The 24,467-nt window shown below is 59.3% G+C and carries 19 protein-coding genes; all 19 read left to right on the top strand.

What is annotated here, in order from left to right; translation table 11 throughout:
- Positions 1–40 precede the first annotated feature (40 nt).
- The 19 genes from ACIPZE_RS05720 (at position 41) to ACIPZE_RS05630 (ending at position 24,193) form a co-directional block, all read left to right on the top strand.
- Positions 41–3,634: a glycosyltransferase gene (locus ACIPZE_RS05720; protein ID WP_400771904.1), complete on the top strand. Its 3,594-nt coding sequence runs from the start codon at positions 41–43 to the stop codon at positions 3,632–3,634.
- 242 nt (positions 3,635–3,876) lie between these two features.
- Positions 3,877–5,814, top strand: coding sequence for a calcium-binding protein (locus ACIPZE_RS05715; protein ID WP_283437265.1), 1,938 nt, complete (start codon positions 3,877–3,879; stop codon positions 5,812–5,814).
- Between the two features lie 245 nt (positions 5,815–6,059).
- Entirely contained in the window at positions 6,060–6,833 is a 774-nt protein-coding gene (gene rfbF, locus ACIPZE_RS05710) for a glucose-1-phosphate cytidylyltransferase (RefSeq protein WP_108226864.1), read from the top strand.
- Positions 6,815–7,897 carry a CDP-glucose 4,6-dehydratase gene (rfbG, locus tag ACIPZE_RS05705; protein ID WP_283437264.1) on the top strand — a complete coding sequence of 361 codons (1,083 nt, stop codon included), beginning with the start codon at positions 6,815–6,817 and terminating at the stop codon, positions 7,895–7,897. Before rfbF ends, rfbG begins: the two co-directional genes overlap by 19 nt.
- Positions 7,894–8,454: a dTDP-4-dehydrorhamnose 3,5-epimerase family protein gene (locus ACIPZE_RS05700; protein WP_283437263.1), complete on the top strand. Its 561-nt coding sequence runs from the start codon at positions 7,894–7,896 to the stop codon at positions 8,452–8,454. The genes rfbG and ACIPZE_RS05700 overlap by 4 nt, the downstream gene beginning before the upstream one ends.
- On the top strand, positions 8,451–9,677 hold the full coding sequence (locus tag ACIPZE_RS05695; protein ID WP_283437262.1) for a class I SAM-dependent methyltransferase: 1,227 nt from the start codon (positions 8,451–8,453) through the stop codon (positions 9,675–9,677). The genes ACIPZE_RS05700 and ACIPZE_RS05695 overlap by 4 nt, the downstream gene beginning before the upstream one ends.
- The gene (locus tag ACIPZE_RS05690) at positions 9,674–10,525 is read left to right on the top strand and encodes an NAD-dependent epimerase/dehydratase family protein (protein WP_400771901.1); all 852 of its coding nucleotides are present in this window, start codon (positions 9,674–9,676) and stop codon (positions 10,523–10,525) included. Before ACIPZE_RS05695 ends, ACIPZE_RS05690 begins: the two co-directional genes overlap by 4 nt.
- On the top strand, positions 10,522–11,592 hold the full coding sequence (locus ACIPZE_RS05685) for a class I SAM-dependent methyltransferase (protein WP_283437260.1): 1,071 nt from the start codon (positions 10,522–10,524) through the stop codon (positions 11,590–11,592). The genes ACIPZE_RS05690 and ACIPZE_RS05685 overlap by 4 nt, the downstream gene beginning before the upstream one ends.
- Before the next feature lie 17 nt (positions 11,593–11,609).
- Positions 11,610–12,347, top strand: coding sequence for a cephalosporin hydroxylase family protein (locus tag ACIPZE_RS05680; RefSeq protein ID WP_093439633.1), 738 nt, complete (start codon positions 11,610–11,612; stop codon positions 12,345–12,347).
- A 55-nt stretch (positions 12,348–12,402) separates the two neighbouring features.
- Complete coding sequence (locus ACIPZE_RS05675; protein WP_400771899.1) at positions 12,403–15,318, top strand: TIGR00180 family glycosyltransferase; 2,916 nt, start codon at positions 12,403–12,405, stop codon at positions 15,316–15,318.
- A gap of 30 nt (positions 15,319–15,348) precedes the next feature.
- On the top strand, positions 15,349–16,350 hold the full coding sequence (gene pseB, locus ACIPZE_RS05670) for a UDP-N-acetylglucosamine 4,6-dehydratase (inverting) (protein WP_283437258.1): 1,002 nt from the start codon (positions 15,349–15,351) through the stop codon (positions 16,348–16,350).
- Positions 16,347–17,504: a UDP-4-amino-4,6-dideoxy-N-acetyl-beta-L-altrosamine transaminase gene (gene pseC / locus ACIPZE_RS05665; RefSeq protein ID WP_400771897.1), complete on the top strand. Its 1,158-nt coding sequence runs from the start codon at positions 16,347–16,349 to the stop codon at positions 17,502–17,504. The genes pseB and pseC overlap by 4 nt, the downstream gene beginning before the upstream one ends.
- A gap of 31 nt (positions 17,505–17,535) precedes the next feature.
- A complete protein-coding gene (locus ACIPZE_RS05660; RefSeq protein ID WP_283437256.1) occupies positions 17,536–18,156 on the top strand; it encodes a pseudaminic acid biosynthesis-associated methylase in 621 nt (206 codons plus the stop codon).
- Positions 18,153–18,848: a pseudaminic acid cytidylyltransferase gene (gene pseF / locus ACIPZE_RS05655; protein ID WP_283437255.1), complete on the top strand. Its 696-nt coding sequence runs from the start codon at positions 18,153–18,155 to the stop codon at positions 18,846–18,848. The genes ACIPZE_RS05660 and pseF overlap by 4 nt, the downstream gene beginning before the upstream one ends.
- Positions 18,845–20,347: a UDP-2,4-diacetamido-2,4,6-trideoxy-beta-L-altropyranose hydrolase gene (pseG, locus tag ACIPZE_RS05650; RefSeq protein WP_283437254.1), complete on the top strand. Its 1,503-nt coding sequence runs from the start codon at positions 18,845–18,847 to the stop codon at positions 20,345–20,347. The genes pseF and pseG overlap by 4 nt, the downstream gene beginning before the upstream one ends.
- Positions 20,344–21,396, top strand: a complete 1,053-nt coding sequence (gene pseI, locus ACIPZE_RS05645) for a pseudaminic acid synthase (protein ID WP_400771894.1) — start codon at positions 20,344–20,346, stop codon at positions 21,394–21,396. Before pseG ends, pseI begins: the two co-directional genes overlap by 4 nt.
- Positions 21,397–21,623: 227 nt before the next feature.
- Positions 21,624–22,550 (top strand): ketoacyl-ACP synthase III, encoded by a 927-nt coding sequence (locus ACIPZE_RS05640; RefSeq protein ID WP_400771892.1) that lies wholly within the window; start codon positions 21,624–21,626, stop codon positions 22,548–22,550.
- Positions 22,551–22,637: 87 nt separating this feature from the next.
- Positions 22,638–23,930 (top strand): motility associated factor glycosyltransferase family protein, encoded by a 1,293-nt coding sequence (locus ACIPZE_RS05635; RefSeq protein WP_400771890.1) that lies wholly within the window; start codon positions 22,638–22,640, stop codon positions 23,928–23,930.
- Positions 23,927–24,193, top strand: a complete 267-nt coding sequence (locus ACIPZE_RS05630) for a hypothetical protein (RefSeq protein WP_400771888.1) — start codon at positions 23,927–23,929, stop codon at positions 24,191–24,193. Before ACIPZE_RS05635 ends, ACIPZE_RS05630 begins: the two co-directional genes overlap by 4 nt.
- Positions 24,194–24,467: the final 274 nt, after the last annotated feature.

Genomic DNA, 24,467 nt, shown 5'->3' with positions numbered 1-24,467 from the left:
TCGCTGTTCCGGGCGGGCTCCCGCCGCTTGCGAGTCTGCCGTGAATTCACTTCCCCTTGTCAGTCTGGTCATTCCTGCCTTCAATCCACGATATTTCGAGAAGGCCCTGCGCAGTGCCGTCGGGCAAGGCTATGGCAATCTTGAAATCATTGTGTGCGATGACAGTCGCGGCAGCGCAATCGAGGAAATCGTTGCCGCGGTAGTCGATCAGACCGGTGTGGTTGTGCGCTATGTGCGCAACCCGCAGACGCTGGGAATGGTCGGCAATTTGAAGGTCTGCCTGAGTCAGGCGCAGGGCGAATTCATCAAGTTTCTGTGTGACGATGACCTGCTCTATTCAAATTGCATCGAGCAGCAGGCCCATGAAATGTTGCGCGAGGAGGTCAGTCTGGTGACGGCCCAGCGACTGCTCTGGGATGCCAACGACATCATCTTGCCCGGGCGTCTGGAAAACACCTCTTTGTCACCTTACAGCGGCTTGCTCAAGGGTGACGATCTGCTGGGTATATTTGAAAAATTCCCGGTCAACGTTCTCGGCGGATTCAGCAACGCCTTGTTCCGGCGTGCCGATATCGTCGAGTTGCTGCCGGCATTGACTGAAGAGGGTTGCTGCTTCGTGGCGACCCTGGATTTTGCCCTGTATGTCTGTCTGTTACGGCGCGGCAATCTGGCGGTGTCCAACAATGTGCTGAGCGCCGAGCGACTCTATCCAGAGCGACTGAGCGCGCAACAGCGCATGAAGGATGCGGTTGAGGTCGAGCGAGAGTGGATCTCGCAAATGCTCAAGGTTCGAAGCGGTGAGTCCGCGCCTGCACAGGGATGGGTTCGCTACATTCCCTTGACCAAGGCTGATGAATCGCCGAGGGTTTGGGAAGAGCTTCCCCTGAGCCGAACTCTGGGTTCCAAGCAAAGCCGTCAGGAATGGGCGGTCGGTGTCGACAGCTTCAGTTTTGCTGAACTTTATGCGCAATGGCTGGAGTGTCGGGTGCTCACTGAAGGGCAGCGCAAGTTGCTGCCGGAAACCCTTGCCGGTTGGTCGCACCAACCCCGAATCGTACCGATCATCATTGATGGGTTGGGCAGACAGGATGGTCTCGAACGCACGCTGGAAGCGCTGGCTGCCCAGGATTATTTGCCTGAGCTGATTCTGGTGTTGTCCGCTTCCTGTACTGAGGCGCAACTGGATGGACGAGTGTTCCGCATGCCGTTGCAGGATGACGGTCTGGAGCAGATCAACGCACTGTTGCCGCAGTTGGAGGGCGCGGACTGGTTCTACTTGTTGCAGGCCGGCGATCGCCCGGTAGTGCCGTCATTGTTGGTCATGGCCGAGCGAATTGCCCGTTTCTCATCGCTGACGTGTCTGTACAGCGATGAAGGCAGCCTGCGTGGCGGCGAATCGGTAGAGCCTGCATTCAAGCCGGATTTCAATCTGGATCTGATGCGCAGTTATCCTTATGTCGGACGTGCCTTGGCGTTCAAGCGCGAGCAGTTTCTGGCGCTCGGCGGGTTTGATCCTGCGTTCGCCGAACTGGCCCCCCATGATGTGTTGTTGCGCATGGTCGAGAGCGAGGGCATACAGGTCATCGGTCATATCGCCGAAGTGTTGCTGGAATCGAAATTCGATCTGTCCGCGTGGCTGGCCGAACCCGGCGTGGTGGAGCAAAACCCACGCGTGCTCGAAGCGCATTTGCAGCGTCTGGGCGTTGCCCACGAGATTCGTCGCGGTAGCACTGAGCTGCTCAATCGTGTCGACTATCATCATGCCCGGCGGCCGCTGGTCTCGGTCATTGTTACTGCCCGGGATCAGACCGCCGCCTTGCAGCGCTGTGTCGAAACCCTGTTGGAGAAGACGGCTTACACCGAATATGAATTGGTGTTGGTCGACAATGGCAGTGAAAGCGCTGAAGCGTTGGCATGGCTGGATGGCATGGCGCAGTTGGGCGGCGACCGGATTCGCGTTTTGAGCTTCCCGCAAAAGGGTAATGCGGCGGCCTTGTACAATTTTGCGGTAGGCCACGCACGCGGCGAATATGTGGTGATGCTTAATACTTTTGCGGTGATCACCCGGGCGGACTGGCTGGACGAACTGCTCAATCATGCGCAGCGCCCTGAGGTCGGAGTGGTGGGTGCGAGGTTGTTCAACCCGGATGGATGTGTGCTGCACGCCGGTCTGATTCTTGGGTTGCAAGGGCCGGTGGGACTGCCATTTTATGGTCAGCCGATGCAGTCTGACGGCTACATGTTCCGCCTGCAGGCGGTACATGATCTGAGCGCAGTGGGCGGTGACTGCCTGATGGTCCGCAAGACGGTCTTCGAGGCTGTCGGGAAACTCGACGAGCAGCACCTGAAACAATCGCTCAATATCGCGGATCTATGTCTGCGAGTCGGCCAGGAAGGTTATTTGGTGGTATGGAATCCCTATGCCACGCTTGCAGTAGGGGCGCGGCCTGGCTCGGCGGCGACGCAGGAAGAAGAGCAAGTGCACGTCGAGGAGCTGGACACGTTTTACCAGCGCTGGCTGCCACTTATAGCGCGTGATCCAGCCTATAACGTCAACCTGGCATTACAGGGTGTTGGTGCAACCTGCTTCAGTATTGAGCCGGGTCTGCGTACCGGTTGGAGTCCATTTTCCAAGGCGCGGCTGCCCAATGTACTGGTCGTGCCAATCAATGCATCGGCCATTGGTCATTACCGCATGAGCCAGCCGATGATCGAGTTGGAGGCGGCAAACAGAATTGAAGGGCGCATTTGCTACGGTTTGCCATCGATCATTGATATCGAGCGCCAGTCCCCCGATGTGATTGTTCTGCAAGGCCGTTATTCGGAACTCGCCATCGATGAAATTCCACCGCTGAAAAAATACTTCAGTGCGCGGCGGATCTACGAACTCGATGACTATGTCATCGACGTCCCGCATCGCAATGCGCACATCCGCAACATGCCGAGCAAGCAGGACATGGAGCGCATGGTGCGTCGCGCAATCGGGCTGTGTGATCGCGTGGTCGTATCCACTCAGCCGCTGGCCAACGTCCTGTCGGACATGCATCACGACATTCGTGTCGTGCCGAACATGTTGGCCAAAGATTTGTGGAGCAACTTGCGCAGTCAGCGTCGTACCTCGAAAAAGCCGCGAGTTGGCTGGGGTGGAGGCACCAGTCATCACGGTGACCTGGCGGTAATCGCGGATGTCGTCCGCGAACTGGCCAATGAGGTCGACTGGGTATTTTTTGGCATGTGCCCGGATGATCTGCGGCCATACATGCACGAGTTCCATGGGGTGATCCCGCTCGACGTGTATCCGGCGAAACTGGCAAGCCTCAACCTTGACCTGGCGCTGGCACCGCTTGAGTTCCACATATTCAACGACTGCAAGAGCAACCTGCGCCTGCTTGAGTACGGTGCTTGTGGTTATCCGGTGGTTTGTACCGACACCGAAGCGTATCGCGGCTACCTGCCGTGCACTCGCGTCAAGACCAACACCACGGATGAATGGTTGCAGGCAATTCGCATGCACCTGTCTGACCCGGATGCCAGCTATCGCATGGGGGATGATTTGCGGGAGGTGGTGCTGCGCGATTACGTGCTGCGCGGCGATAACCTGCGCTACTGGGAATACGGCTGGCTGGCCGACTGATCGGCTTGCGACGTATCAAAAAAGGCGACCTTTTTGGGTCGCCTTTTTTTGTACCTTGAAATACGTACTTACATCGATCAGCAGAGATTTCTCCCGCCAGCCTCAAGCTTTGGATTTCTTCAGTCGATACCCCGTTATTCGTTTGTTTGCCTGCGGGTGTATGGACGGGGCGGCCGTGCTGCCTCGGTTTGCATCGCAACCATGGAAGATCCGGTTTCAACAACAACACAAGGAAGACGCAAATGGCTGTCTTAAATGGAACGAGTGAAGCGGATGTCCTGTTGGGCACCGACGATAATGACCAACTCTATGGACTGGAGTCGGATGATTTACTGCTGGGCAGCGCGGGATCAGACGTACTGGATGGCGGTGAAGGTTTTGACGCGGCGAGCTACTACGCAATGTCCTCGGGGATCAATGTCGAGTTTGGCGGCGGTGTGGCTACGGTCACCGGCCCCGATGGCAAGAGCGATACCCTGATTGGAGTGGAGAAAGTATTCGGTAGCTTTCACAACGATACGTTCACCAGTTCGGTGGCGGGTGTGACGCTGGAGGGCAGCGTCGGTGATGATGTTTACATTGTCGACGGCGAGGGCGTGACGATCACCGAGGAGGATCATCTTGGCTACGATGAGCTGCGCACCAGCCTCAATACCATCAAGATGGACCCGTTTATCGAGAAGCTGACGTTCACCGGTACCGGCGATTTCAGCGGTTACGGCAATGCCAGTGACAACGAAATCATTGGCGGCGCCGGTAATGACTGGTTGTGGGGCGGCGCGGGCGCCGATCACTTTGTCGGTGGCGATGGCTTCGACACGGTCAGCTACAGCGATAGCCTTGAGGGTGTACGGGTCGAGGACTTCAGCAACTTCGACGGTCTGACCATCGCTTATGGCGACACTTTCACTGGCATTGAAGCGATTCAGGGTTCGAATTTCGATGACGTGATTTATCGTCATCAAGGCTCGATGATCGTTGATGGTGCCGCTGGTTACGACACCGTCAATTATCGATCCGCCTTTGATTCCGTCAACCTGCTGATCGGCGGTGATGGCGTCAACGCAGAGGGCGACACACTGCGAAACGTGGAAAAAGTCATCGGTACATCGGGTGCTGACCACTACACCGTCAATGTCGCTGGCGTGACTGTCGCGGGTGGTGACGGGGACGATATCTACATCATCAATAGCGCCGGAGTGACTATTGAAGAGGAGGGTGATTTTCGAGGCGGAACCGATCATCTGTACACCAATCTGTCTGCGATGCACCTTGATCCGTTCATTGAAAACCTGACGTATACCGGGACTGCCGACTTTACCGGCTACGGCAATGACGAGAGCAACACCATCGTCTCTGGCGCCGGCAATGATGTGTTGTACGGTGGTGCGGGTGGCGATCGCTTCGAAGGTGGAGCCGGTATCGACATCGTCAGTTACGGCGACAGCACTGAAGGTTTGAGCGCCTCCCTCAACTGGGGCCCGCAGAGCGGCATTGCTCTTTATGACGTTTACATTGATATCGAAGGCCTGCGCGGCAGTCAGTTCAATGACTCCCTTGAAGGCAATTCGGACGACAACATTCTGGAGGGCAGTGCGGGCGACGACCAGATTCAGGGCGGCGATGGCAATGACCACCTCTACGGCGGTCTGGCGTCCGGGCAGGATGCTGCAGGGCAGTCGGATACGCTTTCAGGCGGCGCGGGCAATGATGTCATCGTCGCTGCCAGCAACGACCTGTTCACTTGGGCCAGTGGCGATGACGGCAATGACACGATCACGCTGGGAAGCGGGGTTGCCTTTGGCGGGCAGGGCGATGACCAGTTGATCATCAATTTCTCCAGCCAGGCACTCTCCGGCGTCAGTGCTTATGGTGGTTACGGCAATGACACCTACGTGGTGAACACCATCGGGCTGGTGACGATTCAGGATGAAGGGCTGGACATGGACGACACCCTGATCCTCAACACCATTGCCAATACCGGTCAGTTGAGCGTGACCCGCATCGGTAACGACGCCTATCTGCACAGTGCCAATGACACCGGCAGTGGTGTGCCGGACAACGGCGTGAAACTGGCGGACTGGTACGCGGGCTTCAACACCATCGAGCATATTCAGACCGCCGACGGCCAGGTCTATGATCTGCCAACCAGTGGTGATGCGTTCGCCATGTTTGGCTGATCCATTCAAACCACAGCTGTAGCTTGATCAAAGGGATGATTCCGCTGACGGATTCATCCCTTTTTTCATGGGCCTTTGTGCCCCGGACGCGGGGCTTGCCGAGCTGGCGCGTTTCCTGCAAGTACCCCTCAAATCGCCATAAAACGAGCGCTCAGCAGCGCCCGCAGCGGCAAAAGGTTTAGCCAGAAGGCTCGCACAGCTCAACAAAGCCTTGCGCAGCCCTGTGACGAGCGAGAGGGGAGACGATGAAGGCAGTAATTTTGGCGGGTGGCCTCGGCACGCGCATCAGTGAAGAGTCGCACCTCAAGCCCAAGCCGATGATCGAGATCGGCGGCAAGCCAATTCTCTGGCACATCATGAAGCAGTATTCCGCCCACGGAATTCACGACTTCGTGATCTGCCTGGGCTACAAGGGCTACGCGATCAAGGATTTCTTCGCCAACTACTTCCTGCACACCTCCGACGTCACTTTCAACATGCGCGAAAACCGCATGGATGTGCATCAGAATTACAGCGAGCCGTGGAGCGTCACCCTTATCGACACCGGTGAGGAAACCATGACCGGTGGCCGTCTGCTGCGTGCCGGCCGTTACCTCAAGGATGAAGAGGCGTTCTGCTTCACCTACGGCGACGGCGTTTCCGATATCAACATCGCGCAACTGGTGGATTACCACAAAGCCCACGGCCGTCTGGCGACCGTCACCGCCGTGCAGCCACCGGGTCGGTATGGCGCGCTTGAGCGTCAGGGCGATCAAGTGCTGGGCTTCACCGAAAAACCTCGCGGTGACGGTGGCTGGATCAACGGAGGCTTTTTCGTGCTCTCGCCGAAAGTGCTGCCGTACATCGCCGATGACGCCACCACCTGGGAAGCCGAGCCGTTGGCGCGTTTGGCCGCAGATGAACAACTGAAAGCTTTCGAACACGAAGGCTTCTGGCATCCGATGGACACCCTGCGTGACAAAAACCATCTCGAAGCGCTGTGGCAGAGCGGGGAGGCCCCATGGAAGCAATGGGCTTGAGTGCGGATTTCTGGCGCGGTAAGCGCGTTCTCGTTACCGGTCACACCGGTTTCAAAGGCAGTTGGCTGACCCTGTGGCTGCAAAGCCTCGGCGCGCAAGTCAGCGGCTTTTCCCTCGATCCGTCGACCGAGCCGAGCCTGTTCGAACTGGCGCGGGTGCACGAAGGCATCAACGATCAACGCGGTGATCTGCGGGATCTTGGCGCCTTGCTGGAAATCATCGCCGACACTGAACCTGAGATCGTTCTGCATCTGGCGGCGCAACCATTGGTGCGCGAAGGCTATCGCGATCCGCTGGGCACTTACTCCAGCAACGTCATGGGCACGCTGAACCTGCTCGAAGCGATTCGTCAGGTCGGTTGCGTGCGTGCCTGCGTGCTGGTCACCACCGACAAGGTCTACGCCAACAAGGAATGGCTGTGGCCGTACCGTGAAGACGAAGCCCTCGGTGGCCACGATCCTTACAGCAGCAGCAAGGCTTGCTGTGAACTGCTTGCACAATCTTATGCGGCGTCGTTCTTCCCGGCCGACAAGTACGCCGAGCACGGTCTGGCGCTGGCCACCGCGCGCGCTGGCAACGTCTTGGGCGGCGGCGATTTCGCCCCTGAACGTCTGATCCCCGATGTGCTGAAAGCCTGGACCGCAGACGAGCCGGTGACCCTGCGTTACCCGCAAGCCGTGCGCCCGTGGCAGCACGCGCTGGAGCCGCTGGCCGGTTACCTGCAACTCGCCGCCGGTCTCTACGAAGAGGGCCCGGAGTACGCCGGGGCGTGGAACTTCGGCCCGGGCGAGACGGACATGTGCAGCGTCGGCGAAGTGGTCGAATTGCTCGCCAGCCGCTGGCCGCAAGCGCGCGGCTTACGCATCGAAAAAAGCGAACTGCACGAGGCCGGCCTGTTGCGCCTGGACAGCAGCCGCGCGCGTCAGGTCCTTGGCTGGCAACCGCGCTGGACCTTGCAGCAATGCCTGACGCAGACCCTCGACTGGCACCTGGCGTGGCAGAACGGCGATGACATGCGCAACGTCACCCTCGGCCAACTGAACCTGTACCGAGGCGCGCTGTGAGCGAGTTTTCTCTGAAGGCGTTGCCGCTCGCCGGGTTGTTCAGCGTCCAGCACAAGCGCTTCGAAGATCAGCGCGGGCACTTCGCCCGGCTGTTCTGCGAGGGCAGCCTGAGTGCGTTTGGCAGCGAATTCCATATCCGTCAGATCAACCATTCCTGCACTCGCGAGAAGGGCAGTGTGCGTGGTTTGCATTATCAGAATGGCAATGCGCCGGAGGCCAAACTGATCACCTGCCTGCGCGGTGAAGTGTGGGATGTCGCGGTGGATCTGCGCCCCGATTCCGCGACCTTTCTGCATTGGCACGCCGAGCACCTCAAGGCCGGCGACGGTCGCAGCCTGTTGATTCCGGCCGGCTTCGCCCACGGTTTCCAGACCCTCAGCGAAGACGCCGAATTGCTCTACCTGCACAGCGCCGATTACGCGCCGGAGCATGAGGGCGGTCTGTCGGTAAACGATCCACGGCTGGCGATTGCCTGGCCGTTGCCTGTCAATAATTTGTCAGTGCGTGATTCCAGCCATCCCGCGCTCGATCAACACTTTGCTGGAGTGCGTCTATGAACTGCCGTGGGTGCGCCGCACCGCTGAGCCTGCCGCTGATCGACCTCGGCACCTCGCCACCGTCCAACGCCTACGTGCACGCCGATCGCCTGGAACAGGCCGAGCAATGGGTGCCATTGAAGGTCGCGGTGTGTCAGCAATGCTGGCTGGTGCAGACCGAGGATTACACCAGCGCCGACAGCCTGTTCGATGCCGAGTACGCCTACTTCAGTTCGTTCTCCAGCACCTGGCTGGCGCATGCCGAGCGCTATGTCGCCGAAATGGTCGAGCGCTTTGGCCTGACTGCCGACAGTCGCGTCGTGGAAGTCGCGGCCAACGACGGTTACCTGCTGCAATACGTCGCCGCTCGTGGCATCCCCTGCCTGGGTGTTGAACCGACGCGCAGCACCGCGCAAGCCGCGCGCGAAAAAGGCCTGGAAATTCGTGAACTGTTCTTCGGTCGCGAGACTGCCGCGCAGTTGACAGGCGAAGGCTGGGGCGCTGATCTGATGGCGGCCAACAACGTGCTCGCGCACGTGCCGGACATCAATGATTTTCTCGGCGGCTTTGCCACTTTGCTCAAGCCGAGCGGCGTCGCCACGTTCGAATTCCCGCAACTGCTGACGCTGATGGCTGGCGCGCAGTTCGACACGCTGTATCACGAGCACTATTCCTATCTGTCGCTGACCGCCGTGCAAGCGCTGTGCGAGCGCAATGGCCTGGAAGTCTTCGACGTCAGCCAACTGCCGACGCACGGCGGCTCGCTGCGCGTGTTCGTCCAGCGCAAGGACGGTGAACGCCGTGCCGTGCAGCCAGCGGTGCAGCAACAGTTGCAGGCCGAACTGGCTGCCGGGGTGAAAACCGTCGAGTACTACGCGACCCTCGCGCCGGCTGCTGAACGCATCAAACATGAGCTGCTGCGCTTCCTGTTGCAGGCCAAGGCTGACGGCAAACGGGTGGTCGGTTATGGCGCGGCAGCCAAGGGCAACACCTTGCTCAACTACGCCGGGGTCAAGCCTGACTTGCTGGCTTGGGTGGCCGATGCCAACCCGCACAAGCAAGGCAAGTTTTTGCCGGGCAGTCGTATTCCGATTGTCGCGCCGGCGCAGATCGATATCGAGCAACCGGACTATGTGCTGGTGCTGCCGTGGAATCTGCTGCACGAAGTCAGTCAGCAACTGGCGCAGGTACGTCAGTGGGACGGGCGCTTCGTGATCGCCGTGCCTGAGTTGAAAGTGCTGTGAAGGTTCTGGTCACGGGCGCGACAGGCTTCGTCGGTCGGCATCTGGTCGCGGCGTTGCTGGCACGTGGCTGTGCGGTGCGGGCGGTTGCACGCAACGCCGAAACAGCGGCGAGCATGCCGTGGATCAATGACGTCGAATTCATCTCGGCGGATATTCACGCTGCCGATCTGGACGTGGCGGCGTTGACTGACGGCTGCGATGCGTTGGCTCATCTGGCCTGGCCAGGGTTGCCGAATTATCGGGCGCTGTTTCACTTCGAACACAACCTGATGGCTGATTACCGCTTTATCAAAAGCGCAGTCGAGACGGGTGTAAAGCAAGTCCTCATCACGGGCACCTGTTTCGAATATGGCATGCAGAGCGGCCCACTCAGCGAAAGCACCGAGCCACGGCCGAGCAACCCTTACGGTCTGGCCAAGCACACCTTGCATCTGTTTTTGCAGAACCTTGCGCAAGAGCAGCCGTTCACTCTGCAATGGGCGCGGCTGTTTTACCTGCATGGCGAAGGGCAGAATCCCAGCAGCCTGCTGGCGGCGCTGGACAGGGCAATCGATGCCGGCGAGCCGTCGTTCAACATGTCTGCCGGTGAGCAGTTGCGCGATTTTCTGGCGATTGAAACCGCTGCCGGTCATCTCGCCAGCATTCTTCAGCAGCGTGATTTCGCTGGCGTGATCAACTGCGCCAGCGGCGAACCGGTGTCGGTGCGTGCGCTGGTCGAACAGCGTCTGCGCGAACGCGGCGCGAGCCTGAATCTGAACCTCGGCCACTACCCGTATCCGAACCACGAACCGCTGGCGTTCTGGGCGGTGACCGAGCGCTTGCAACTGTTATTGGGAGAGTCGCAATGAGGCACGAGTTGTATCGGGTCACCGACCTGCCGGTGCTGCAGAACCGGACCTTTGCCGACGCGCAATCGGCGCAGGCCTCGGCCAGTGCCGACATGCTGCTGGTGCAGGATGAGCGCAGCGGCCTGATCTTCAATGCCGCGTTCGACGCCGACAAGCTCAGCTACGACGCTGACTATCAGAACGAGCAGGCGCATTCCGGCCAGTTCCAGAAGCACCTGAGCGACGTCGAAGGGATCATCGCCAGGCATTTCAAAGGCCAGGAGCTGATCGAAGTCGGCTGCGGCAAGGGCTACTTCCTTGAATTGCTCAAAGGCCTTGGCTACTCGATCACCGGCATCGACCCGGCGTACGAAGGTGACAACGCCGATGTGATCAAGGCGCCGTTCACCCGTGGCCTCGGTCTGGCGGCGGACGCCATCGTCCTGCGCCATGTGCTGGAACATATTCAGGACCCGGTGAGTTTCCTCGCGGTAATCGCCGAAGCCAATCAGGGCGGGCAGATCTACATCGAAGTGCCGTGCTTCGACTGGATTCTCGAACACAAAGCCTGGTTCGACCTGTTCTACGAGCACGTCAATTATTTCCGCCTCGATGACCTGCGCCGGATGTTCGGCACTGTGCATGAGGCCGGTCACCTGTTCGGTGGCCAATACCTGTACATCGTCGCCGACCTGGCGACATTGCGCCTGACCCCGGAACAACCGGTGCCACGCCTGGAGCTGCCCGACGATTTCACTGCCAGTCTCGACCGGGCGGTGCAGATCATTCAGTCCGCCCCCGAGCAGGGTTCGGCGATCTGGGGCGCTTCGTCCAAAGGCGTGATCTATTCGCTGTTCCTGCAACGCGCAGGTGTGGCGGTGGATCGGGTGGTGGATATCAACCCGGCCAAGCAAGGGCGTTATCTGCCGCTCAGTGGTGTGCAGGTGTCCTCGCCGCAAGAGGCGATGGACGCCTTGCCCGAAGGCGCCAACCTGTTTGTGATGAACTCCAATTACCTCGAAGAGATCAAGCGGATGACCGATGGACGTTATGTCTATCACGCCGTCGACAGCGCTTCGTTCCAGTGACCCTTGAGATTTTGAAAATGACCGACAACAGCATTAACCAAGCTTTCGAAGCCGAGTGCCGGGAACAGATTGCCCAGCAAGGCGACGACCAGAAACTCACTGGTCTGGCCCGTGATTTCTTCAACGAATCGGCCAAACACAAATACAGCTACCACTTCTCGTGGATGGGCCGTCCGATCATCCAGTTGCCACAAGACATGATGGCAATGCAGGAGATCATCTGGCAGGTCAAACCGGATCTGGTCATCGAGTGCGGCATCGCCCACGGCGGTTCGATCATCTACTACGCCTCGTTGCTGGAGCTGCAGGGCCACGGCGAAGTGCTGGGTATCGATCTCGATATTCGTCCGCACAACCGCGAAGCGATCGAAAGCCACCCGATGGCCAAGCGCATCAAGATGATCGAAGGCTCAAGCATCGACGCCGGCATTGCCGCGCAGGTGCAGGCTGCGGCCAAAGGCAAGAAAGTCATTCTGGTGCTCGACTCCAACCACACCCACGATCACGTCCTCGAAGAGCTGCGCCTTTACGCGCCGCTGGTGTCGGTCGACAGCTATTGCGTGGTGATGGACACCGTGGTCGAAGACATGCCCGCCGATTTCTTTCCGGATCGTCCATGGGGCCCGGGCGATAACCCGAAAACCGCGGTGTGGAAATACCTCGAAGAGAACCAGGATTTCGAGATCGACCAGCAGTTGCAGAACAAGCTGCTGATCACCGTGGCGCCGGACGGCTATCTGCGTCGCGTTCGTTAATTCGCAACATCATCAAAGCGTTATCTCGGCCAGTCGCCGGTTGTGGAGAGAAGTTATGCAAGGCAAGTACAGTTCTGAACAAGCGCTGCCGCTCAACGAGCTGTTGACCGTGGTGCTGTTTACTCATAACCGGCCCGCGTTTTTACGCCGGGCGGTAAAGTATTACAGCAGTTTGCCCTGCAAGATCATGGTGCTGGACTCTACTACCGAGCGGGCTGAGGGCGATTTTTCTTTAGTCGATTACCATCACGTTCCGCAGTTTGCTTACTGGGGAATGCAGGCCAAGCTGGCCTATGGTGTGGAGCTGGTGACAACGCCGTATATGGTGCTGGCTGCCGACGACGACTTCATCCTGCACGACTCGCTGTTCGAGTCAGTGGGCTTCCTGCAGGCGAACCCGGACTACGGCATGTGTCACGGTTATTGCCTGATGTACCTGACACTTGCCGGCAGCGTGAGTTACTACCGCCGGGACAAGAAGGTTCAGGAGGATTATTCCTCCGAGCGGGCTCAGGATCGAGTCATCGATTACATGAGTCAGTACATTCCTCCGTTCTACGCGGTATGCCGTACCGATTTGATCAAGAAGTGGCACTCGTCGCTGCCGCCCGGGACCAGTTTTCAATGGCAGGAAATCGGTCACGTCTACTTCCTGCTGGCGAGCGCCAAGGCACGCATCCTGCCGATGCCTTATGTTGTGCGCGAGATCAACTACGGTGACTCTGAGCACAGCACCGAGGTGTATCACTCGCTGACTTATATCGACGCCAAGTCGGTCGCCGAGCGGGAAGGCTTTGCCGAATTCCTCGCATCATTGCCCACTGGCATTGAAGGGCTTGATGCGGAGCAGGGCAAAGCGTTTGCCCTGCAAAGTTTCGAGGCGATGGTCGACAGTCTGCAATCCGGGCGAGCCTTGACCGCAGAGCTGATATTCCAGTCCACCTGGAATCAGTCGCTGAAAATGCCGGATCGTCGTTTCGGGCCGCTGCAATACGTTGAAATGCCGTTTTACAACCAGCCATTCTTTGATCGTCTCGAGCAGTTTGAATTCATGCTGCACGCCATGCCGGCCGGACGCATTCAGCTGGAAGGACTTGAAGGCATATGGACTCGCCAGGCGCATTTGCTGCAAGCGCGCAACAACGACACGCCGGAAAGCGTGCTGGACCGTTTGTGGCAGGCTCATGATCTGAATGCTTTCAACCGTACGGTTATCAATCGTCTGGCGACTCAACTGGAGTCGCTGGGTGATGAGGACGAAGCGCAAGCGATGCACGAGTGGATCGCACGCCTCGCGACACTGACCGCCGATGATCACCACGCAGTGTTCGACAGGATGCAATCCGGTCGCCTGCTCAAGTGGCTGGCAACGCGCGAGCCTGCAGTTGAACACATCGAATCGATTGCCCGGCATCTGGCCGCCAACGGTGGCGGTCCGCACTTCGGTGTTTTCCTGCTGGATCTGGACAACGATATCGATAAGTTGCAGGTGACTCTGGACAGCTTGCTCGAGGGGCACTGCAAAGCGTTCAGGATTGTGGTTTTCACCACGGGTGAAGCACCAGCGGCGACTACCGCGCAGAACACGTTGCACTTTGTTCGCGTCACGCCGGGTAATCTCGTCGACAAATTGAATCAGAGCGCCAGCCAGTCACCGTGCGACTGGTTGTTGCTGGCTCAGGCAGGTGATGAGTTCACTGCGGGCGGATTGCTGCGGGCGAGCCTTGAGCTGATGTCTGCCGAAGGCATTCGCGCGGTTGCTACCGATGAAATCCAGCGCACCGACAAGGGGGCACTGGTTGATATGTTCCGGCCGGGCTTCAATCTTGATCTGCTGCAAAGCGTTCCGTCCCTGATGGCTCGTCACTGGCTGATCCGTCGGGATGTTCTGCTTGAGGTCGGTGGTTATCAGGCGGACTTCAGCAAAGCCCTGGAATTCGATTTGCTCCTGCGCATCATTGAGCGCGGCGGGCTCGGCGGTCTGGCGCACCTCGACGAACCGTTGCTGATTTCCCAGGCGCCGATGCTGGAGGAAAACGCTCATGAGCGTCAGGCGTTGTTACGCCATCTGGGTAATCGCGGCTACAAGGCCAAGGTCACTTCAGCGGTACCTGGCACCTATCAAGTCGACTACCGTCATGCCGAACAACCTCTGGTCTCGATCATCTTGCCTGCTGGCGACGATCTCCCGGCACTGCAACGTTGCCTGGAAGGCGTCCTGCTCAGAACCCGGTATACCCGCTATGAAGTATTGATCGCCGCAAATCCCAATCAGTCGGCTGACGTCAACGACTGGCTGGGTACATTGCAGAACACCAGGGTCCGTGTCCTGCATGCCGATAAACCGCTGACTGACGCGGCGCTGTTCAATGCTGCCAGCCAAGAGGCGAAAGGCGAGTGCCTGGTGCTGATGGCTGCGGACAGTGAGGTGGTCAACCCGAACTGGATTGAATCGTTGCTCAATCATGCCTTGCGTCCGGAAGTAGGCATCGTGGGTGCGAAGCTGGTGGACCGCGACGGCAAAGTCTCACAGGCCGGTTTGATTCTCGGGTTTGGCGATGGCGTAGGTTCGGCCTTCATCGGCGAGAAACATTCCGCCGAGGGCTACATGCAGCGCCTGGCAGTCGAGCAGAACTATTCGGCTGTGTCGAAAGTGTGCCTGATGGTGCGCAAGGAACTGTTTGACGCGCTTGGCGGCCTGGACGAGGGAATCTTCGCCGACGCCTTCAGCGATGTAGATCTGTGCCTCAAGGCGGGACAGGCCGGTTACCTCACGGTGTGGACGCCGCAGGTGCAGGTGCTACATACCGGCGAGTTGCCGAAAGCGCCTGAGTCGCTGGCTGCATTGCGTGAAAAATGGAGCGCTGTTTTTGCGCAAGATGCGGCTTATAACGCCAATCTGGCCTCGACCGGCAAGGGTTTTACCTTGAGAGAAGACGCGCCGATCAACTGGTCACAGTTGCTCGCTTGAGTCAGTCGGACAGGGAACAGGAATCAGCAAATGTTCAACGGTAAATCGATTTTCATCTCCGGCGGCACTGGCTCGTTCGGGCGCAACTTCATCCGTCGCTTGCTGGAGCAATACCAGCCCAAGCGCGTGGTGGTGTTCTCCCGCGATGAGCTGAAACAGTACGAAATGCAGCAGACGTTCAACGCGCCGTGCATGCGCTACTTCATCGGTGATGTGCGTGACGCTGACCGTCTGCGTCAGGCCATGCGCGGCATCGACTACGTGGTGCATGCCGCTGCTCTGAAGCAGGTGCCGGCGGCGGAATACAACCCGACCGAATGCATCCGCACCAACGTCAATGGCGCGGAGAACATCATCGCTGCCGCCATCGACAATGGCGTGAAGAAGGTTGTGGCGCTGTCCACCGACAAGGCCGCCAGCCCGATCAACCTGTACGGCGCGACCAAGTTGCTTTCGGACAAGTTGTTCGTCGCCGCCAACAACATTGCCGGCGAGCAGGAAACCCGCTTTGCCGTGGTGCGTTACGGCAACGTCGCCGGCTCGCGCGGTTCTGTGGTGCCGTTCTTCAACAAACTGATTGCCGACGGCGCCACTGAGCTGCCGATCACTGACGAGCGCATGACGCGGTTCTGGATCACCCTCGACCACGGTGTGCAGTTCGTCCTCGACAGCTTCGCGCGGATGCACGGCGGCGAAGTGTTCGTGCCGAAGATTCCGTCGATCCGCATCGTCGATCTGGCGCTGGGCATGGCCGAGCATCTGCCGCATAAAAACGTCGGGATTCGTCCGGGCGAAAAACTGCATGAGCTGATGGTGCCGCTGGACGATGCGCGGATGACGCTGGAGTTCGAAGACCACTACACCATCCAGCCGTCGATCCGCTTCACCAGCGTCGATGTCGATTTTGCCGTCGACAAACTGGGTGAGCGCGGGCGGCCGGTGAGTGAAGACTTCGAATATCGCTCCGACACCAATCCGCAGTTCCTCTCGGTCGGGCAGATCGCCGACCTGCACGCGAATCTCTCGGCATGATTCCCTACGGTCGGCAAAGCCTTGATCAGGCCGATATCGACGCGGTGGTCGAGGTGTTGCAGTCCGACTGGTTGACCCAAGGGCCGACCATCGAACGCTTCGAGCAGGCGATGGCCGAACGTTGTCAGGCGGATTACGCCGTGGCGGTGTGCAATGCCACGGCGGCGCTGCACATTGCCTGTCTGGCGGCGGGCCTCGGCCCGGGCGACCGTTTCTGGACCACGCCGAATACCTTTCTGGCCTCGGCCAATTGCGGACGTTACTGCGGCGCCGAAGTTGATTTCGTCGATATCGATCCGCTGACCTGGAACCTCGATGCGTTGGCCCTCGAAGCCAAACTCGATCAGGCTGAACAGGACGGCAAGCTGCCGAAAGTCTTGGTGGCGGTGGCGTTTTCCGGGCAGAGCTGCGATATGCGAAAAATCGCCGAGCTGGCCGAGCGCTACAACTTCACCTTGATCGAAGATGCCTCGCACGCCGTTGGTGCCAGTTACGCCGGGCGTCCGGTGGGCTGCGGTGAATTTGCGGCGATGACCGTGTTCAGCTTTCATCCGGTGAAGATCATCACCAGCGCGGAAGGTGGCATGGTGCTGACCAATCGCCGCGAACTGGCCGAGCGTCTGCAACGCTTGCGCAGCCATGGCATGACCCGCGATTCGCAGCAGATGACCGAGCCCAGTCATGGCCCGTGGTATTACCAGCAGATCGAACTGGGCTTCAACTACCGGATCACCGATCTGCAAGCTGCGCTGGGTCTTTCACAGTTGAGCAAACTGGACGAGTTCATTGAACGTCGACGTGAACTGGCAGCGCGTTACAACAGTCTGCTGACGTACTTGCCGCTGACGCTGCCCAGCCCTCAGCCGGAAGCCGATTCGGCGTGGCACCTGTACGTGGTGCGCTTGCAGACCGAACGCGTCAGCCTCAGTCACCGGCAGGTGTTCGAAGGCTTGCGTGCGGCCGGGGTCGGGGTGAATCTGCACTATATTCCGGTACATTTGCAGCCCTACTATCGTGACCTGGGTTTCGCCGAGGGAGACTTCCCCGAAGCCGAGCGTTATTACGCCGAAGCGATCAGCCTGCCGCTGTTTCCGTTGCTGAGCGATCAGCAGCAGGACTATGTGGTCGAGCAACTGCGACGGTTGACCGAGTAAATGCCGCTGCGGCGGTGGATGGAAAACGGCAATGCGTGATCTGAGCGAGCAGGAACAATTCTGGCAAGGCGATTTCGGCAACCAGTACGTTGACCGCAATATCGGTCAGCCGCTGGTCGCGGCCAATCTGGCGTTGTTCGCCAAGGCACTGAGCCGGGCCGGGCGCATCGACAGTCTGGTGGAACTGGGCACCAATGCCGGCAATAACTTGCAGGCGTTGCATCAGTTGTTGCCGCAATGCGAGCTGTTCGGCGTCGAGATCAACGAAAGTGCCTGCGCCCAGGCGCGGGCGCTGGACATCGCGCAGATCTGGCATGGCTCGCTGTTCGACTTTCCTCGCGAGCGCAGCTACGACCTGACCCTGAGCAAAGGTGTGTTGATCCACTTGGCGCCCGAGTTGCTGCCGACCGCCTATGCGCAGCTTTATGAACTGAGCCAGCGCTACATCCTGATCGCCGAGTATTACAACCCGGCGCCGGTCGAGGTGTCCTATCGCGGCAACAGCGGCAAGCTGTTCAAACGCGATTTCGCTGGTGAAATGCTTGATCGCTACGCTGATCTGCAACTGCTGGATTACGGCTTTGTGTATCACCGTGACCGGCAATTCCCGACGGATGACATCACCTGGTTTCTATTGGAAAAACGCCCTTGAGCCACGTCGCAATCATCCCGGCCCGTGGGGGCAGCAAACGCATCCCGCGCAAGAACCTGATGCCGTTCGACGGCGTGCCGATGTTTGTCCGTTCGATTCGAATGGCGCGGGATTCAGGGCTGTTCGATCAAGTGGTGGTCAGTACCGACGACGAGGAAATCGCCGAGCTGGCGCAGGCACATGGCGCGCAGGTGCCGTTTTTGCGCCCGGCGAATCTGGCCGATGATTTCACCGGCACTGCGGCGGTGATCGTGCACGCCTTGCAGCAATTGCCGCCGTTCGACTATGCCTGCTGCATCTATGCCACGGCGCCGTTGTTGCAGGCGCGTTATTTGCGTCAGGGGCTGGAGTTGCTGGAACGGCATCCGGAGAAATCCTTTGCGTTCTCGGTGTGCAGTTTCGGCTTTGCGGTGCAGCGTGCACTGACCGTCGACGGGCAGGGCGCCCTGACCGCGTTGTATCCCGAATTTCGCAACACCCGCTCGCAGGATCTGCCCGAGGCGTTTCAGGATGCCGGCCAGTTTTACTGGGGCCGCAGCGACGCTTGGCTGCGCGGCGACGTGCTGTATTCGCCTGCCAGCCTGCCGGTGATTTTGCCAAGGCATCTGGTGCAGGACATCGATACGCTGGAAGACTGGAAGCGTGCCGAATATCTTTACGCCGCGCTCAAGGCCGGTGGTGAATTGCAATGAGAGTGCTGATTCGCGCTGACGCCTCGCCGACTATTGGCAGTGGCCATATCGCCCGCTGCCTGACGCTGGCGCGGGTGTTACGCACGCAGGGCAGTCATGTCGCGTTCGCTTGCCGCCGTTTGCCGGGGCATCGGCTTGATGCGCTGAGCGCTGAGGGTTTCGAGACCTTTTCTCTGCCTGACTTCTACCCTGATGAAGACCCGCAGCAAGGCATCGAATCGATACTGCCGTGGCAGGCGGATATCGACGCGCTGGCCTTGCAACTGGATGGCCATGCTGATTTCGACTGGATCATCGCCGACCATTACGGACTCGACCATCACTGGCAGACCGCCGCGCGGCGCTGGGCGCCACGTATCGCCGCTGTCGATGATCTGGCGACGCGGCGCTACAGCGTCGATCTTTTGCTCAATCAGAATTTGTCCGGACTCAGTGAGAACTACGCGCCGCTGCTGCCCGACGGTTGCCGCACGCTGCTCGGGCCGCGCTATGCGATGTTGCGTGAAGAGTTCACCTGCCCGGCCATCGAGATCAAGCCCAGAGCCCGGCGAGTGCTGGTGAATTTCGGCGGCTTCGATGCGGCGATGCAGACGCATCACGCAATGCTGGCGCTGGCAGACTTCTGCGCGCTGCAAGTGGATTTCGTTGCCGGTGCCGATAACCCGGTGTGGGCACAGATGCAGGCGCTGGCCGAGACACGGCCGAACTGGCGGCTGCACAGTTTTGTCAGCGATTTTTATCAGCGCATGATCGAGGCTGATCTGTTTATCGGCGCCGGTGGCGGCACCAGTTGGGAGCGTGCGGCGATGGGCCTGCCGACGATTTGCATCGCGGTGTCGAATAATCAGCAGAACAACGGTGAGGTCATGGCGGCAGCCGGTGCTCATGTGTTCATGGGCGCCCGTGAGCAGGTCAGCGTTGAGCAATTGCGTGACGCCATCGGTTTTGTCGTCGACAACGTCTATCTGCGGCAAAGTCTGGCTGAGCGCTCGCGGCAACTGGTTGATGGACGCGGTGCGCTGCGGGTCGCGGCGGCAATGGCCGGGGCAGTGCTCAAACTGCGGGTGGCGACGCTGGACGATGCACAATTGCTGTTCGACGGACGCAACGCTGAGGCGGTGCGACGCTGGTCGCAGCAAAGCGCGGTGATCGAGTGGTCGCAACATCTCAACTGGCTGACCGCGAGCCTGCGCAATCCCCAGCGTCTGCTGCTGATTGCCGCGGCCGACGACGGCGCGGTCGGTGTCTTGCGTTACGACTTGCGCGGCTTTGAAGCCGAAGTCTCGTTATATCTGCTGGAAGGGCGTTTCGGCCTGGGCTGGGGCAGGGCACTGCTGGCGCGGGGTGAAGAGTTTGTCGCCGCGCATTGGCCGCAACTGACTGCCATCAGTGCTCAGGTGTTGCCGGCCAATCGTGCCTCATTGAATGTATTTCGTGACGCCGGGTACATTCAAAGTGCCTGCGCGTTCACCCGGGTTTTGAAGGAACATCGCACATGAGCAGTTTCAAGATTGGCGACCGTTTGATCGGTGCCGATGCGCCGCCATTCATCATTGCCGAGATGAGCGGCAATCATAACCAGTCGCTCGATGTGGCCCTGCAAATCGTCGAAGCTGCGGCGAAGGCCGGTGCGCACGCCTTGAAGCTGCAAACCTACACCGCCGAGACCATGACCCTGGATTTGTCGGAAGGTGAATTCTTTATCAAGGATCCCGGCAGCCTGTGGGCGGGTACCTCGCTCTACGACTTGTATGAGCAAGCTCATACGCCGTGGGAATGGCACGCGCCGATTTTTGCCCGGGCCAAAGAACTGGGGATGCTGGCGTTTTCCACGCCGTTCGATGACAGCGCCGTGGACTTTCTCGAAAGCCTTGATGTGCCGGCCTACAAGATCGCCAGTTTCGAGAATACCGATCTGCCGCTGATTCGCCGCGTCGCCGCTACCGGCAAACCGCTGATAATCTCCACCGGCATGGCCAGCATCGCCGAGCTTGATGAGGCTGTGCGCGCTGCCCGCGAGGCCGGCTGCAAGGATCTGGTGTTGCTCAAGTGCACCAGCACCTATCCCGCGACTCCGCTGAACAGCAATGTGCGCACGATCCCGCATCTGCGCGAATTGTTTGGCTGCGAAGTCGGTTTGTCCGATCACTCAATGGGCGTTGGCGTGTCCGTCGCCGCTGTGGCGCTGGGGGCGACGGTGGTGGAAAAACACTTCACCCTCGACCGCACGGCCGGTGGCGTGGACGCCAGCTTCTCGCTGGAACCGGCGGAAATGGCCAGTCTGGTACTGGAAACCGAACGCGCCTGGCAGGCCATGGGACAGGCGCATTACGGCGTGACCGAGGCTGAACGCAAGTCGCTGGTCTATCGCCGTTCGCTGTACGTCACCGCTGACATGGCCGCTGGTGACCCCTTTACCGGGGACAATCTGCGCGCCATCCGTCCGGGTCTCGGTCTGCCGCCCAAGCACACCGATGCCATCCTCGGTCGTCGCGCTCGCGCACCGATCAAGCGCGGCACGCCGCTGGACTGGTCGCTGGTCGAATAAGCCGATCTGCAACCGATTCGGCAAAATAGCGTGACCTGTGAGTCATAACGCGCATCTTCACTGTATTGTATTGATCGGGGAGATGGCGCCTGGCTCGTTTTCGATTCCAGTGATAGCCCTTTGCGCTTCCCGTGGCTGCCCCTCGTGGCGGCCGTTTTCTGTTTGTCGGCGCCCCTCGAAATCCTTGCGAGCGGTGGTCTTGGGCTGTTTTTTTTTGGGAAGCCGTAATGATTGGCATAAAAAGCATTGCGAGCTACGTTCCTGTAGCCGGCGTGGACAATTACGCACAAGGTGCAAAATTCGAGAAGGATGAAGAGTTCATCCTTGGCAAGATCGGCTCGGCGTTCCTGCCGCGCAAAGACGCTGAGCAAGAAACTTCCGATCTGTGCGTGGAAGCAGCCAACGCGCTGTTTGCCAACAACCCTGAGCTGAAGCGTGAATCGATCGACGCGCTGATCGTTGTCACCCAGAACGGTGACGAAGAAGGCCTGCCGCACACGGCTGCCATCGTCCAGGACAAGCTCGGCCTGCCGACCAATGTCGCCGCGTTCGATATCTCGCTGGGTTGCTCCGGTTACGTCTACGGCATCTACGCGATCAAGGGCTTCATGGAAGCTGCCGGTCTGAAAAACGGCCTGCTGATTACCGCCGACCCTTACTCGAAGATCGTTGATCCGGAAGACCGCAATACCACCATGCTGTTCGGCGACGCCGCCACCGCCACCTGGATGGGCGAAGATCCGACCTGGGCGCTGGGCAAGGCCAAGTTCGGCACTGACGGTTCCGGCGCACCGCACTTGAAAGTCACCGATGGCGTGTTCTTCATGAACGGTCGTCAGGTGTTCAACTTCGCATTGCTCAAAGTCCCGGCGCACCTGCACGAGTTGCTCGACGACTCGAACCTCAAGGCTGATGACATCGACGCTTTCTGCATCCACCAGGGCAGTGCGGCGATTGTCGATGCCGTGGCGCGACGCTTTGAAGACAAGCCGGAGAAGTTTCTCAAGGACATGGTCGAGACCGGCAACACCGTGTCGTCGAGCATTCCGTTGCTGCTTGAGAAGCACGTACTCGATTCCGACTGGCAGCGCATCGCGATCAGTGGTTTCGGTGTCGGTCTGTCGTGGGGTTCGGCGATCATCTTCCGTCCTTGAGTCGGATCAAAAACGCCTGATACAAAAATAGCGTTCAAGGTTAACCTTGAGCGCTATTTTTTTTGCCTGAATGGAGCGCGAGGCGGCATGAGCGAATTTTTCCAAGCCAACGTCGAAGTCATCCAGCAGCGCTGGCCGGCGCTGTTCGAACGTCTGATGGCCGAGGACAGTGCATCGGTGCAGGCAGGGCTGACGCAAGGGTTGGGCTCGACGCTGAGCGTGGCCGGGATTCAGCTCACCAGTCGCCATGATCGCGACCACGAAGCACGCATCCAGGCTGCCAGCCTGCCGCAGGACAAGCCGCGCTTGCACGTTTACGGCACCGGGCTCGGCGACCTGCCAGCGGTGTTGCTCGAGCGCGCCGGGCTTGAGCGTTTGTATGTGCACATCCTCAATGGCGCGTTGTTCGCGCTGGTGCTGCAACTGATCGATCAGCGCCAATGGCTGCAAGACTCGCGAGTTGAGTTGCTCTACGCCGGTGATCTGGCGGACATCTGCACGCCGTTTTTTGCCCTGCCTGCCGAAATGCTGCTGGCCGATGACTTCAACGCGAAGATCCGTGATCGGCTGGTCAGCGAAGTGCACCTGAGTTTCAACAACCGTGAATTCGATCCGCAGTTGCCGTTCATCAAGCAGCGTTTGCAGGACTGCTTGCCGGTACTGTTGGCCGATGATGATGTGGCGCAGTTGTTCGGCACCTGCGCCGGGCGGGAAATCTATGTGATTGGCACCGGTCCGACACTGGAGAGTCAATTTGCGCGACTGGCGGCAGTGCGTGCTCAAACTGAGCGCCCGCTGTTCATTTGTGTCGATACTGCTTACCGGCCGCTGCGCGAACACGGGATCGTGCCTGACATCGTGGTGAGCATCGATCAGCGCATCAGTTTCCGTCATCTGCCGTGCGAAGAATCTGACGGCATAACGCTGGTGTATTTGCCGATGAGCGATCCTGCGGTGTTGCAGGCCTGGAAAGGCAAGCGCTACGGCGGCTACTCGGCCAGCCCGGTCTACGCCGCATTGCGTGAACAGTATTCGCGAGCGCGATTGCACGTTGGCGGCAGCGTGATTCATCCGGCCACTGATCTGGCGGTAAAAATGGGTGCGGCGCGCATTACGCTGTTCGGCGCCGATTTTGCTTTTCCGATGAACAAGACTCACGCTGGCTGGGACGATGGCGAGTTGGGCCCCGGCGTGAGCCAGGCCCGGCACTGGGTATTGGACGGCAATGGCCAGAGGGTCGCCACGCAGCTCAACTTCCGAGGCTATCTATGTGTGCTCGAGCGTTACATCGCCAGTCAGCCACAGGTCGATTTCTTTAACAGCAGTCGGGCGGGAGCGCTGATCGTCGGGACGCGTTTCAATCAGGAGTTCGTGCAATGACCGCGATTGATAAGTGCCTGGACGAATGCCGCGAATGCGCCGGGTTGTTTCGGCTGGGGCGTGATGTCGAGGCTGCGCTGGAGATGGTCGATGTGTTTGAGGGGGCGCAACAGTCATTGTTGTCGGCATCGACAGATGTTCAGCAATCCTGGGCGGCCGTGCTGACACAAATGCTCGCGTGTCAGGAGCGTCAGGACTGGCTCGGTCTCGCCGACTACATGGAATTCGAATTGATCGAGCTGCTGCAAAATGCACGATTGTAAAAAACGCAACAGCACTGGCCTGTGGCTTTGCGCCGAGGTCGGTTTTATGACGTCATTTTTTCGCGGTTGAGGGTGGGCTAAGCCCTTGTTTTCTCGGGGGTGGCAGGGTGATGGCAATTTTTTTTTAAAAAGCCCTCAAGCAACCTGCCAATCCGACGATAACTATTACGAAGGTTCTCTAGGCCATACCCGGCGGTTGCCAGGGCCGGAAGCCGCAGTACCCAACCAACGAGGAATTCGTCATGGCGTTCTCTGTCATCTCCGACACTACGTC

This window comes from Pseudomonas sp. NPDC089741, from assembly GCF_044748825.1.
Taxonomy (GTDB): Bacteria; Pseudomonadota; Gammaproteobacteria; order Pseudomonadales; family Pseudomonadaceae; genus Aquipseudomonas; species Aquipseudomonas helmanticensis.
Note: the sequence above shows the minus strand (reverse complement) of the source record. Positions and strands in the feature narration are given on the sequence as shown.